Below are 13,723 nucleotides of genomic sequence, written 5' to 3' on the forward strand. Positions count from 1 at the left end.
AGGTTTAAAAATTACTTAATTAAGGAAAAAAAGATGATTATCCATAGGCTAAGTCTGATTAATTGTTACATTCTTTAATTATAGGAAAAAAAATTTCTCGGTAAGTAAGAATCTTAGTTCCTTAAATAGAGGTATTACTATGAAAAATACATGAAATTTTTTAAGTAGCATCAAACAGTGAAAATAATTTTAAAGATTGAGGAGTTACTAATATGATTTTGATGGAACCAGTAAATTTTGATGACTTGTTTAAGAAAAAAAATGAAAATGTATATTCAATAGAATTTAAGCGATACGAGGATATAATAGCAAACCATAAGGAACTCGCTCATTTTTATAGAAAAGAAATAGCATCTTTAGAGAACACAATTACTAAAGATATTGATTCTGTTATTTATACAAAAGGCGGGGAAACTATGTTTCATCGAGGGTATTATTGTCCTAGTCTTGTTTTTACTTATGTTGTTGGGGGAACAAAACGGGGTAAAATATTAAAACGCTTTTCAAAAAAATATTCATTTAAATATGGCTTTAATAAGCTAGGGAAATTAATATATGTTCAGCATAATAATGAATTTGGTACTCAATTTCAAGAGTTCCTTATTCATGACAGTGATATTGAAATCGGTATAACTGTACAACGAAACGGCTCTATATCTGACATTTCAAGGTGCGAATATAAAGACGGGAAATTATTAAGATATGAGAGAAGTCAACTTGGTATGCAACTTGGTACGTCTAAAGAATTATATATGGAAGAGTATAATTATGTGGACAATCAATTAAATGATGTTGAAATTTTTCACTATATTCATTCCATTAATTTGTGTAATAGAGAGATATATAAGGTGGGGCAAAATAGTGATGCAGAAATTGTATACCTAAAAGGTGGATGTTTATACAATGGTAAATGGGATGAAGATGAATACTTTTTTGATTAATTATAGAAGCAAAATCTTTCAATTCCTATCGAATTCGTTCTAATTAAAATGAATATGAAAGTAACTCAAATTCAATATATGTCAGTTACACATTTTTTAAATAAAGCCCTAATATATAAGGAGAACTATATAAAGAAATTAGAGGCACTTTTTAATTTTAAAACACCATTTACAATTGGCTAATTAAGTTTATTTCTCAAGCTAGGATCAGTCCATTAACACAAAATAATTATATGAGGTGAAACCATGAAAACTACTATTTACTTTATTAGACATGCAGAATCTCCATTTATCTTTGGTCAAGAACGTGAACGTCCTCTTTCTGAAAAAGGAAGAGAATCTGCTGCGAAACTTGTTAGTTCATTGAATAAAATAAAGTTTGATGCGGTGTTTTCTAGCCCCTATAAACGAGCAATACAGACGTTGGATGGACTAATCGAACCATCTAAGATAATCATTGAAGAAGGTCTAAAAGAACGAGCGATTAAAGGGCAATATAAGTTATCTCAAAATGAAATAGATTTAGAACTTAGGAAGTCATTCGAGAATATAGACTTTTGTTTAGAAGGTGGAGAGTCAGTCAGAGAAGCTCAAAATAGATCATTACCTATTATTCTTGATATTTTAGGAAACCCAAAGTTTGAAAATGTAGCTATTGGAACTCACGGGAATATCATGACATGTCTTCTAAATTATTTTGATTCCTCACTTGGTTATGATTTTTGGAAATCGACCGAAAAACCAGATATTTATCAATTAACTTTTGATGGTTATCATTTATTAGAGATAGTGAAGAGAAGGTTTAATAATGAATAATATATAGTACGCTTCTGATGAAGATAGAAATATGGTATTAACTTTTTTATATAAAAAATCTTAATTCTGAAACAATAAAATGTTTGAAAAGGTTTGTCGGCTGTTATATTTTTGCTCAGGTATAAATAGGATATTGTTGTAATTAGTGGTATATTAACTGTATCAATAGATGAGAGGAGTGGGTGTTTTATGACTAATACATATGTGACTGGAATTGTAACTTTGAGGGAGGTACGTGTTAACTAACCCCATACATTAGGCCTTCCAAAAGTTGTACTTAAAATTTTAGGAGGATGGTACGTTGAATATTGAAATGAAAGATTTAGGTTTAAATGACTTTTTCTTAAAAGAAGTAAAACATTTTGAAGGTCTTCATGTTGGAAGAGTGTCGTCATTATCAAAAGGGATATATAAGTTAATCACTGAACAAGGTGAGCTGAAAGCGGAGGTATCTGGAAAGTTTCGTTTTAAAGCTACAGGAGCCAGAAATTATCCGACCGTAGGAGACTTTGTTATGATTCAACTAACAGATGGGAATAGTATAATTCACCATGTACTGTCTCGAAAAAGTTTACTAGTACGCAAGGAAGCCGGAATGACCCAAAACACTCAGCTTATTGCCGCTAACATTGATCAAATTTTTATATGTATGTCGTTAAATAATGATTTTAACATAAGACGAATGGAACGATATCTATCGATTGCATGGGATAGTGGAGCGTTACCAGTTATCGTGTTAACTAAGGCAGATTTGTGTGAAAATGTGGAAACAATGCTAGAGGAAGTATCAAAGATTTCCATAGGCGTTGATGTAATCGTAACTTCAAGTGTCGATAATGAGGGCTATGAACCCATCAAAAACTACTTATCAGGTGGACAGACGGTAGCTTTTATTGGATCATCTGGTGTTGGAAAATCAACATTAATAAATTCGTTACTTGGTCAAGAGCTTATTGAAACAAGAGGTCTTAGAAATGATGATAAAGGAAAACATACGACAACAAGACGCGAACTTTTTAAGATTGCAGGACTTGGTGTTGTCATCGATACCCCTGGTATGCGAGAGTTGGGGGTCCAAAGTGTTGATTTATCAAAATCATTTGCAGATATTGATGAGCTAACGAAGCAGTGTAAATTTAATGATTGCCAGCATAAGAGTGAACCAGGCTGTGCCGTACAGCAGGCCATTACAAATGGAGAGCTTTCAAATAAAAGATTACAAAGCTATCTAAAGCTTGAAAGAGAAGCAAGACATGCTGAGTTGAAAGCCGAGAGTCGGGAAAAAGAAAGACTAAAATATATGTTTGATAATTTGCGAGAAACAAAGAGAATTAGGAAAGCTACTAAGGCAAAAAATAGAAGAAGATAACATGAAGGAGCGACTATCGTTTAAGGTCGCTCCTTTATGTTATTCGGTAACCAAGCATCATTTGGCATACAGGTAAGAAATTTGTGTAGGGCATGCTGCGTAAATTGGATAATAAAATGAATAGATTAGTGCTGCAAAACGAGTATTACAAATGTTATAGTCTGTAGGATTTTTAAATACTAATTATTAGATTATTTGTAATTATTTTAATAAATATTACAAATTACTATAATTAAATACAATTTTAGGTTATAATACCTAATAGTGGGTTTTATTATTTGTAATTTTTTGAAAAAACACAATTTTTAATGTCGTATCAAGATGCTGTTAAAGACTATTGCATATAATACTTAGGAAGTTAGTAATGAAATTTGTATGAGACTCTAGTCAAGGCATTGACATCTTTCTCTATTTCAAAAAAGAATAATGAACATGACAACTATAGGGTATAAGAGATATTTCGATAGTCTAATATTAAATAAATAATTTTGCTGTTTTAGTATTGATATGATTACAAGTCCAAAGGGACAAGGGACTTTAGCAAAGTTATTATTAGGGGTGAAAAGTATTAATGATATTGTTTTGTTTACCATACGCAGGTGGATCAGAATCAATATATTTTAAGTGGAGAAAACATTTACATTCTTCAATCCAGTTGATTCCAATAGAGTTAAGGGGACGAGGAAAGCGATTTGATGAAAATTTCTATGAAAGTATAAAAGAAGCAGTAAATGATATTTTTGAGAATAGTAGAGAAAAAATAGAAAGTAATGATTATGCCATTTATGGACATAGTATGGGAAGCCTATTGGCTTACGAGTTCTATTATAAAGTAAGTAACTTAAATTTAAGAAAACCGAGTCACATATTTTTCTCAGGATATAGAGCACCAAGTGTAAACAGGGAAAGGGAAAAGATATACACTTTGCCTGATAATGATTTTATTAAGAAAGTAATCGATCTCGGAGGAACTCCAGAGGAATTAATGGACAACCAAGAACTAATGCAATTATTTCTCCCCACAATTCGAAGTGATTTTAAAATTATAGAAGACTATATGTATATAAATAGAGAAGACAAGATTGAATGTAATGTTTCAATATTAAATGGGAAACAAGATTCTATAAATTTGGAGGAGATGTTAGCTTGGAAAAATCATGTTTGTAAAGGGTTTAAGGTTTACAATTTTGAGGGTAATCATTTTTTCATTAATAATAATACTGAAAAAATAACCAGTATTATCAATGAAACAATTATTAAAGAGAAAACTTTTTATTAGGGAGTGTTTAAATGGAACACAGCAATTATAGTGATTTTTATGATTTGACTCACGCCCAAAAGAGAATATGGTATATGGATAAAATGAACTCTAATTCACCTCTTCATAATATTGGAGGATGTTTGAAAATAAATGAGAGTATAGATGTTCAGAAGATGATAGACGCAATTAATCTTGTTGTGCAGAATAATGAAGGTTTAAGATTAAGGTTTAAGGAAAGAAATGGATTGCCTGTTCAATATGTTAATAACTATGAAAAAGAAAACATAGATTTTATAGATTTTAGTAATTTAGAGACACCAAGAGATGAACATAAAAAATGGTCAGAAGATATATTCAAGGAAACTTTCTCACTAGAAGATAATCAATTATATCACTTTTCAATATACAAAATAAGTGAAAAAGAGTACGGTGTATTATTAAATATTCATCATATTATTTCTGATGGATGGTCAATTAGTGTAATAGAAAAGCAAATAATCGAATCATATAGTAAATTAGTGAATTACATTGAGGTTGGGTTTAGTCAGTCGTATTCATATTTAGATGCTATCACAGAAGAACAGGATTATTTTAATTCTAAAAGATACACAAAGAACAAGGATTTTTGGAAAGAAAAGTTTAATAATATTCCCGAAGAATTTTTATATAACACCACAGGAAGTTTAAAGGGGAGGCGAAAATCATGTAATATTGATAGTCAACTGACTAAAAGGATTAACAAGTTTACACAAGATAACCAATACTCATTAAACACTTTCTTTATATCAATCATACTTATATATTTAAGCAAAATTACAAATGAAAAAGATTTAGTGGTAGGTACACCAGTATTTAATCGAAGTGGTAGGAAACAAAAAAGCACAATTGGAATGTTTACAAGTACAGTTCCGTTGAGGTTCGAGTTAGATGATAAATATTGTGTAGATAAAATAATAAAAGCAGTTAATAGAGAACTAAAAAGTTGCCTTGTTAATCAGAAATATCCTTATGATATGTTAATAAGAGAGTTAGGGATAAATCAGCAGGGCTTTGATAGCTTATTTAAGATGAGTGTAAATTATTATAATTCACAATATGTGAATGAGATTGATGGAATAGATTTAGAAGTACATGAATACTACAGTGGGTCTCAAAGCTATTCATTACAGCTAACAGTCAAAGAGTGGGAAGAGAATAATATAAGTTTAAACTTTGATTATAAAATTGAGGAGTATAACGACCAAGAAATTGAAGTACTATATAAATCTTTAATAAATATTATGCACCAAATTCTAATAAATGGTAAAAAAATGGTTAAAGATATAAAACTTCTCAATGAAGATGAAATATATCATAAGGTATATTCGCTAAACTCTACGAAAAATGAAATCCCTTGTAAAAAAATAAGTGAATTATTTGAAAAACAAGTATTGAAAACACCAAATGAAATAGCTATAGAGTTCGAAAAAGAGACATTAAGTTATAAAGTTTTAAATGAGAGAGCAAATCAGTTGGCGAACTATTTAAAAAAAATGGGTATCCGAAGGGAATCGCTAGTAGGTATTATGGCAAGCCACTCTATAGAGCTAGTAATAGCTATTATGGGAATTATGAAAGCTGGGGGAGCTTATCTACCTATTGATCCTAAGTACCCGACCGAAAGAATCAACTATATTCTTGACGAGTCAGGAAGTACAATGTTACTAACGGATTCCATGGTGGGTAAAGATCTTAAATATAGTGGGGATATTATTAATGTCTGTGATATAGACTTAAACATGTATAGCAAAGAGAATATAGAAAATGTTAATAGCTTAGATGATTTGGTATATGTAATATATACATCTGGGTCTACTGGAAAACCAAAAGGAGTAATGATTGAGCATCGTGGGCTATCAAATTATGTATGGTGGGCTAAGAAAGAATATTTTGGAGATGAAAAGGGAGCAATGGCATTGTATTCTTCAATATCTTTTGATTTGACAGTAACCTCAATTTTTACACCTCTAATATCTGGGAATAAGGTTGTGATTTACAGTAATGATGAATCAGAGTATGTTCTCTTTAAGATATTAAGAGAAAACAAAGTAACTGTTCTAAAACTTACTCCAGCTCATTTGTCCTTAATAAAAGATATGGACAATAGTAGTTCTAATATTAAGAGGCTTATTATTGGTGGAGAAGATTTAAAAAGAAATTTAGCCGAAAAAGTACATAAAAGCTTTAACACGGATATAGAAATATACAATGAATATGGACCAACCGAGACGGTAGTTGGATGCATGATATACAAATATAATGAAGAGGACAAAGGGTTATCAGTTCCTATTGGGTACCCAATTGACAACACTCAAATCTATATACTAGATAGTCATCTTAATGTTGTTCCATCAGGAATATCTGGCGAACTATATATTGGAGGAAACGGTGTAGCTAGAGGATATTTAAACAGAGAAGATCTGACTGAGGATAGGTTTATTCCTAACCCATACAATAAAGATCAAAAAATGTACAGAACTGGCGACATTGCTAAATACATAGACACTGGTGTAGTAGAGTATGTTGGTAGAAATGATGATCAAGTAAAGATAAGAGGATACCGTATAGAAGTTGGAGAAATAGAGAAATATTTGCTAGAAAATGAGGCTATTAAGGATGCAATAGTAGCTATTAAAGAAGATAATAGAAAGAATAAAACCTTAAATGCATATATGGTTGCAAAGAAAGAAGTAACAGATTCTGAAATTAAAAATTGGCTTTTAAAGTTTCTACCTGAATATATGATTCCAATAAATTTCATCTTCATGGAACAGTTACCGCTGACGTCTAATGGAAAGGTAAATTACGCTTTACTTCCACATCCAACATACGATAAAAAAGATTTCGTAAAGCATAATTCAACTATTGAAAAAGAACTAGTTGAAGCGATGGAAGAGATTTTAGGTATTGAAAAGATAAGTCTGAATGATAACTTTTTTCAAATTGGAGGAGACTCAATCAAAGCAATTCAGATCTCTTCGATTCTTAAAAATGCTGGCTTAGATATTAATGTGAAAGATATATTAACTCATGGGAGCATAAGTGAGATTGCGACAGCTATAGAGGTTATTGAAAGTGGTAAGATAATTAGTCAAGATCATCATCATGGGGTAATCGAATCTACACCTATTATTGAGTGGTTCTTTAATGAAAAATTCCATAATGAAAATCTATATAATCAATATGTTGTATTAGAGTATGAAGGAATAGCCTTAGATTGCAATAAGGTATCAATGGCCGTAAATAAATTAGTTCAATACCATGATTCGTTAAGGATTAATTACGATAAGAAAAATAAGAAAATTTACTATAATCAGAACCACTTGAATAATGAGATTTATGTGGAATGTTTAGACTTGTCTAATCATTCCAATTCTAAATGTGCTGAAAATATTAATAGTTTAGTAGATCAAGCTAATATGGAGTTCAACATAGAAAATACTCTATTATTTAACGTAACTATGATGAAGTTTGATAATAATAGGCAAGGCTTATTATTTACAGCACATCACCTAATAGTAGACGGAATTTCGTGGAGAATATTATTGAATGATTTCATTACTATTCTGAACCAGTTGGACAGTAATGAACATATTAATCTATTTCTGAAAACCCATTCTTTTAAAGAGTGGTCAGAGCAATTAAATAATTATAGAAAAGGAAACTTTAAAGATGAAGTGAATTATTGGAATTCAATTTTAGAGAAAAAGACTATGTATCCAGTAGATACTTTTAATGGGAAAGATACTGTTAAAACATCACGTGTATTAAGTGGTAAACTGAGCGAACATTCTACTACAGAATTAATAAAAAACACGAATCAGATCTATAATGTTGAGCTTAATGAGCTATTAGTAATTTCATTAGCTCTTACAATAAATAAACAAACTGAAAATAATGAAGTAATAATCGAACTTGAAAGACATGGAAGAGAGCCGATTAATGATTTTATAGATATTTCTAGAACAGTAGGATGGTTTACAAGTATGTACCCAGCATATTTTAAAATAGATCATAAAGATATTGAAGAGAACCTCAAGTCATTAAAAGAGCAACTAAGAAGCGTTCCTAATAAAGGTTTTAACTATAGTATATTAAAATATTTAAATAAGGAATTAAGAGATTCCAATAATAAGTGTATAAGGTTTAATTATCTTGGAGACTTTGACAATATTATTAATAACGAGAGTTTAAACATAGTTAATGTAGGATTTGGATTAGATAGTGATGAAGAAAACTCATTAACGGCATTAATGGATATTAATGCCATGATAGTTAATAAAGAACTTAAATTTAACGTTACTTTTAGTAACAAGAGGTTTAAAGTAGAGACAATTCAAACATTTATTAATAGTTATTTAGAAATGCTGAATGGGATCCTTGAACATTGTACTAGAAAAGAGTCCAAAGAGTTTACACCATCAGATTTTGATGGGGTGGATATTTCACAAGAAGAAATAGATAATCTTTTCATTTAATTAATTATCCCAAGAACATAGGTATAGCTAAGAAAAAATTGTTCGAAGTAGAAAAGATACTTAAATGTATACAAGGGGCAATAGTATTGTGAGGAAAAATAATAAATATAAATTATTTTTTATGGTTAGTGTTCTGCTCTATATGATTTTATTACCTTTGAGTAGTATCGCTTTAGGTAATGAGACAATAGGAATTCATGAATTATCGGAAAACACTAGTATTAAAATAGAAAAATTTATTGAAGATAAGATGAGCGAAGGTAAGATACCTGGGTTGTCGGTTGTAATTGTTGAAAAAGATAAAACCATTTTTCAAAAAGGGTTTGGTTATTCTGATCTAGATAGCAAAGAATCAGTTAGTTCCAAAACATTATTTGAAATTGGATCCAATAGTAAAGCTTTTACTGCTTTAGGGATTCTACAACTACAAAAGGATGGGGTGATTAGGTTAGATGATGAAGTAGAAAAATATATTCCTTGGCTAAAAATGAGTTATGAAGGTGAAAAAGCTCTAATAACAATAGAAGACCTCTTATACCATACAAGCGGAATTCCTTTTAATACAATAGATAGGGTCCCAGTGTCTAATGAAGAAAATGCTCTAGAAAAAACTGTTAGAACACTGATAGATATAAAACTAGATAGCGAACCAGGGTTTGAATATCAGTATGCAACAATAAATTACGATGTTTTAGGTCTAGTAATTGAAAAAGTTACAGGTATAACATTTGAAACATATATAAAAGAAAATGTCCTAATTCCAATGGGTTTAAATGATACGCATTTAAATAGGAAACTTATTGATGAACGTATTGCTAAAGGTTATAAATTGGGGTTTTTAAAGCCTAGGGTATATGATGCTCCAGTATATAGAGGAAATATACCTGCTGGATATATTATCTCGAATGCTGAAGACATGGCACATTGGCTCAAGATTCAAATGGACACTACTGAAGATTTTAAATTCGATAGAGCTTTAATTGAGGAGTCTCATCAAGCTAATCGGAGAGTTGCTCCTTTAGACGATGGCTCTTCATATGCTGCAGGATGGTTTGTTTATCAAAAAGGTGGGGGAGTAATTTCGCATGGTGGAAATAATCCGAATTATTCCTCATTCATTCTTTTTAGACCAGAGGATGAGGTTGGAATTGCACTACTTAGCAATACAAATTCAGATTATGTCTCAGTTATTGCGGCGGGGATTAACGATATTCTTGAAGGTAAAGAAGGTAAGGGTCAAATAAGAGACTTAAATAATAGTGCGGATAAAATTTCAATATTAATAATATGTATAACAAGTTTAACTATTATTATTACGGTGTATTTTCTATTTAAAACTATATGGCAAGCTATTAAGAAAGAAAGAAGTTTTAAAAGAATAACTAGTAGGGATTCAATACAAATTAGCCTGTCATTAATTTTTATGCTGTTAATTACCTATTGTATATATTTAACTTCATATATTTTTATGGGGGTTTCATGGGAGTTTGTCTTTGTATGGATTCCAAATAGTATACAATTTGCTCTTTACCTAGTGTATATAAACATTTGGCTAGTATATATATTTTTTTTAATTACCAAGTTTTACAAAAAAAAAGAGGACAATTCGATATTAATATTATCAATACTTAGCATTGTAAGTGGTCTTGGGAATGCTATGATTATTTTTACTATTAATATGGCGATTTCTGGTAATCGAGATATTAGACTAAGGTTATTAATATTTTTTATTCTTGGTTTAATTTTGTATGTTTACGGTCAAAAAATATTGAGAGGGAAACTAATTCAGGTAATAAACGGTATAGTATATAGAAAGAGAATGGAAATAGTTAAATCTCTTTTAAGAGCACCTTTTAATAAGTTCGAAGAAATTAAAAGAGGTGCAATAGAATCTACCTTAAATAACGATACTGAAACCATAAGTAGGTTTGCGAATATTTTTACAAGTGGAGTAACAAGCGTTATTACTCTAATTTGTTGTCTTATGTATTTGGGTTTTATCAATATTTATGCCTTGTTATTTTCAATTATTATAATAATACTGATCGCGGGTATCTACTATTTAGTTGGTAGATATGCAAATAGGTTAGGTGAAGAGGCAAGGGATCTGCAAAATATATTTTTTAAGTTTATTAATAGCTTAATTGGTGGCTTTAAAGAGCTAAGCCTTAATGAAAAAAGAAAAAAAGAATTCGAAATTGATATGGATTATAACTCCGACAAATATCGTGAAAAGAGGAGTCAATCAGCATTAGCTTTTGCAAATATGTTTATCATAGGAGAACTTCTATTCACCTTAGCTATTGGTGCTATAGTCTTTATCTTCCCACTAATCTTAAGAGATTTAGATAATACAAGTATAGCTACCTTTGTTTTTATACTGCTTTATATGATAGGTCCAGTTCATGGAATACTTGATACTATACCAAATGCAATTGAAGTTAGAATTAGTTTCAAGAGGATTAATAATTTATTAAGTCAATTATCATCTTCTAAATATGATATTGACGATAACAAACAAAGCAAAATGGAAAGTGAAGTTGTACTTGAGTTGAGTGAATTAGAATATTTTTATGAAAAAGATATTTTTAAAATTGGTCCAATTAATTATAGCTTCAATTCAGGTGAAATTGTCTTTATAACAGGTGGAAATGGTAGTGGGAAATCAACTCTAGCCAAACTAATAAGTGGATTGTATTTGCCATCTAAAGGTGCCATTACTTTAAATAATAATGAAGTATCAGATCAGACTTTGAGAGAGCAATTTTCTACAGTCTTTAGTGACTTCTACTTATTTGATAAGTTATATGGAATTGACTACAAAGGTAGGGAAAATGAAATTCACCAATACCTACAATTACTTCAACTTGATAAAAAGGTTGAAATTGTAGATGGTGAATTCAGTACAACTAAATTGTCAACAGGTCAGAAGAAAAGGCTTGCTTTATTAGTTACATATTTGGAAGATAGACCTATTTATTTATTTGACGAATGGGCAGCAGATCAAGATCCGGAGTTTAGATTGTTTTTCTACGATACTCTATTACCGAACCTTAAAGGAAGGGGCAAGTGTGTTATAGCAATTACACATGATGACTACTATTTTAATAGAGCAGATAAAGTTATTAAAATGGAATTAGGAAGAATGGTTCAGAGAGAAAAATCATATATTTGATTGCTATTCTAAAAACATACTATAAGTTCTGCAGATTAATTTGATCTCTGGGGCTAAATTTATTCTATAAGAAAGAAGGGATATTTTGATTTATAAGGCAGATATTAATACGAAAAAACGGTTGAAATCAATGTTTGAAGATTTGGATAGCACCATTATTCTCTCATGTCTACAAGGACATATGGGGACGGCTTGGGTCAATGATCTTGAAAACCCTACAGTTGCACAAATTATAGTCGGAATCTTCTCATTTTATGCCGGGGATCCTAATGCAACTGAAGCTGAAGAGTTACTATATAATCTTCCTGAAGACATTCTAGTAATAGTTAATACTGATGAGTGGAAAAAACGTTTAGAAACTGTTCATAAAGGTGCTTTTGACAAATTTCAAAGATATAAATTTAGAAAGAACCCTGCAGATTTAAATAGTAGTTATCTAGAAACTCTATTGTTAAAACTTCCAGAAGAATATGAATTGAAGAGAATTGATGCAACTATAGCTAATGACCCATCTTTGCATGAAATTTCAGAAGATTTTACGTGTCAGTTTGATTCTATAGAAGATTACCTAAATAGGGGCGCTGGATTTGCTATTTTACATCATGGACAAGTAGTATGTGGTGCATCATCATTTAGCATCTATGATGATGGAATTGAAATTGAAGTTGGGACACACCCAAATCATAGAAGAAAAGGTTTAGCCACAGTAGTTTCATCTGCCTTGATGTTGGACTGTCTAGCAAGAGGAATGTATACAAGTTGGGATGCAGCTAACCCTGAGTCTGCCAAATTAGCAAAACAACTAGGGTACGTTTATGAAGAGGCATATGACACCTACTATATTAATAATAGAAAATAAATATTAGAGACTATTTATAAGTTTTTGATTTTTAAGGAATATATTAAAAACTATCAATTTTATTCTGATAAGTAGTTATTCTTACTTTTATTGGAAGTTATTAGATTATAATGAGATTAGAAATGACGACAGTAAGGAACTACTAAAGTTAAATGTTGAATAAAATTACGCTAGAAAAGAGCCTAGTATCAATGAGAGTATAACTTGCTTCAAAGTTGAGGGATTGGTAGTAAAAGTAAACTTTTAAAAATGGAAAATAAATGAAATGATGAGAGGTATTTTTATTATGAGAATTTGTATGTTAAAAGGTAAAATTCATAGAGCGACAGTTACAGAGGCTAACATTAACTATGTAGGGAGTATAACTATTGATATAGAGTTAATGAAAAAATCAGGGATGCTTGAATATGAAAAAGTACAAATAGTGGATATAAATAACGGTAGTAGATTTGAAACGTATGTAATTGCAGGTGAACGTCATAGTGGTAAAATTTGCTTAAATGGTGCAGCAGCTAGATGTGTACAACTAGGAGACAAGGTTATAATTATGGCCTATTGCGAACTGGAGGAGGAAGAGGCAGTATCACATAAGCCTAAAGTCGTTTTTGTTCACGAAGATAATTCAGTTAAAGAAGTTGGACATTACGAAAAACATGGTCAAATTAAGTGATGATAGATTTAAGAATATCGGATTATTTACTGTAGATTCTTGTTCTAACCAATCTTAGGTTTATTTCATTTTTTATTGTTATTTTAAGGACTCTAAAATTCTAGGAGATTTACAT

8 protein-coding genes are annotated in these 13,723 nt (G+C 30.5%); all 8 read left to right on the forward strand.

The features are described from left to right. The first annotated feature begins 212 nt into the window (after positions 1-212). The 8 genes from MHH85_RS06285 to panD all read left to right on the forward strand — a co-directional run bounded on the left by MHH85_RS06285 (position 213) and on the right by panD (position 13,608). Complete coding sequence (locus tag MHH85_RS06285) at positions 213-941, forward strand: hypothetical protein (RefSeq protein ID WP_340706316.1); 729 nt, start codon at positions 213-215, stop codon at positions 939-941. A 246-nt stretch (positions 942-1,187) separates the two neighbouring features. Continuing rightward, entirely contained in the window at positions 1,188-1,757 is a 570-nt protein-coding gene (locus tag MHH85_RS06290) for a histidine phosphatase family protein (protein WP_340706317.1), read from the forward strand. Positions 1,758-2,058: 301 nt separating this feature from the next. Continuing rightward, positions 2,059-3,126, forward strand: coding sequence for a ribosome small subunit-dependent GTPase A (gene rsgA / locus MHH85_RS06295; protein WP_340706318.1), 1,068 nt, complete (start codon positions 2,059-2,061; stop codon positions 3,124-3,126). A gap of 571 nt (positions 3,127-3,697) precedes the next feature. Next, positions 3,698-4,405 (forward strand): thioesterase II family protein, encoded by a 708-nt coding sequence (locus MHH85_RS06300; RefSeq protein WP_340706319.1) that lies wholly within the window; start codon positions 3,698-3,700, stop codon positions 4,403-4,405. A gap of 11 nt (positions 4,406-4,416) precedes the next feature. After that, positions 4,417-8,904, forward strand: coding sequence for an amino acid adenylation domain-containing protein (locus MHH85_RS06305; RefSeq protein WP_340706320.1), 4,488 nt, complete (start codon positions 4,417-4,419; stop codon positions 8,902-8,904). Between the two features lie 88 nt (positions 8,905-8,992). Beyond that, on the forward strand, positions 8,993-12,079 hold the full coding sequence (locus tag MHH85_RS06310; RefSeq protein ID WP_340706321.1) for a cyclic peptide export ABC transporter: 3,087 nt from the start codon (positions 8,993-8,995) through the stop codon (positions 12,077-12,079). A gap of 85 nt (positions 12,080-12,164) precedes the next feature. Then, entirely contained in the window at positions 12,165-12,938 is a 774-nt protein-coding gene (locus MHH85_RS06315; RefSeq protein ID WP_340706322.1) for a GNAT family N-acetyltransferase, read from the forward strand. Positions 12,939-13,224: 286 nt separating this feature from the next. Continuing rightward, positions 13,225-13,608 (forward strand): aspartate 1-decarboxylase, encoded by a 384-nt coding sequence (panD, locus tag MHH85_RS06320; RefSeq protein WP_340706323.1) that lies wholly within the window; start codon positions 13,225-13,227, stop codon positions 13,606-13,608. Positions 13,609-13,723 lie beyond the last annotated feature (115 nt).

This window comes from Viridibacillus sp. FSL E2-0187 (genome assembly GCF_038006425.1).
Classification (GTDB): Bacteria; Bacillota; Bacilli; order Bacillales_A; family Planococcaceae; genus Viridibacillus; species Viridibacillus arvi.

Coding starts and splice junctions, on each gene's coding strand:
- MHH85_RS06285 (WP_340706316.1), top strand. CDS start 213: ATGATTTTGATGGAACCAGTAAATTTTGATGACTTGTTTAAGAAAAAA.
- MHH85_RS06290 (WP_340706317.1), top strand. CDS start 1,188: ATGAAAACTACTATTTACTTTATTAGACATGCAGAATCTCCATTTATC.
- MHH85_RS06300 (WP_340706319.1), top strand. CDS start 3,698: ATGATATTGTTTTGTTTACCATACGCAGGTGGATCAGAATCAATATAT.
- MHH85_RS06305 (WP_340706320.1), top strand. CDS start 4,417: ATGGAACACAGCAATTATAGTGATTTTTATGATTTGACTCACGCCCAA.
- panD (WP_340706323.1), top strand. CDS start 13,225: ATGAGAATTTGTATGTTAAAAGGTAAAATTCATAGAGCGACAGTTACA.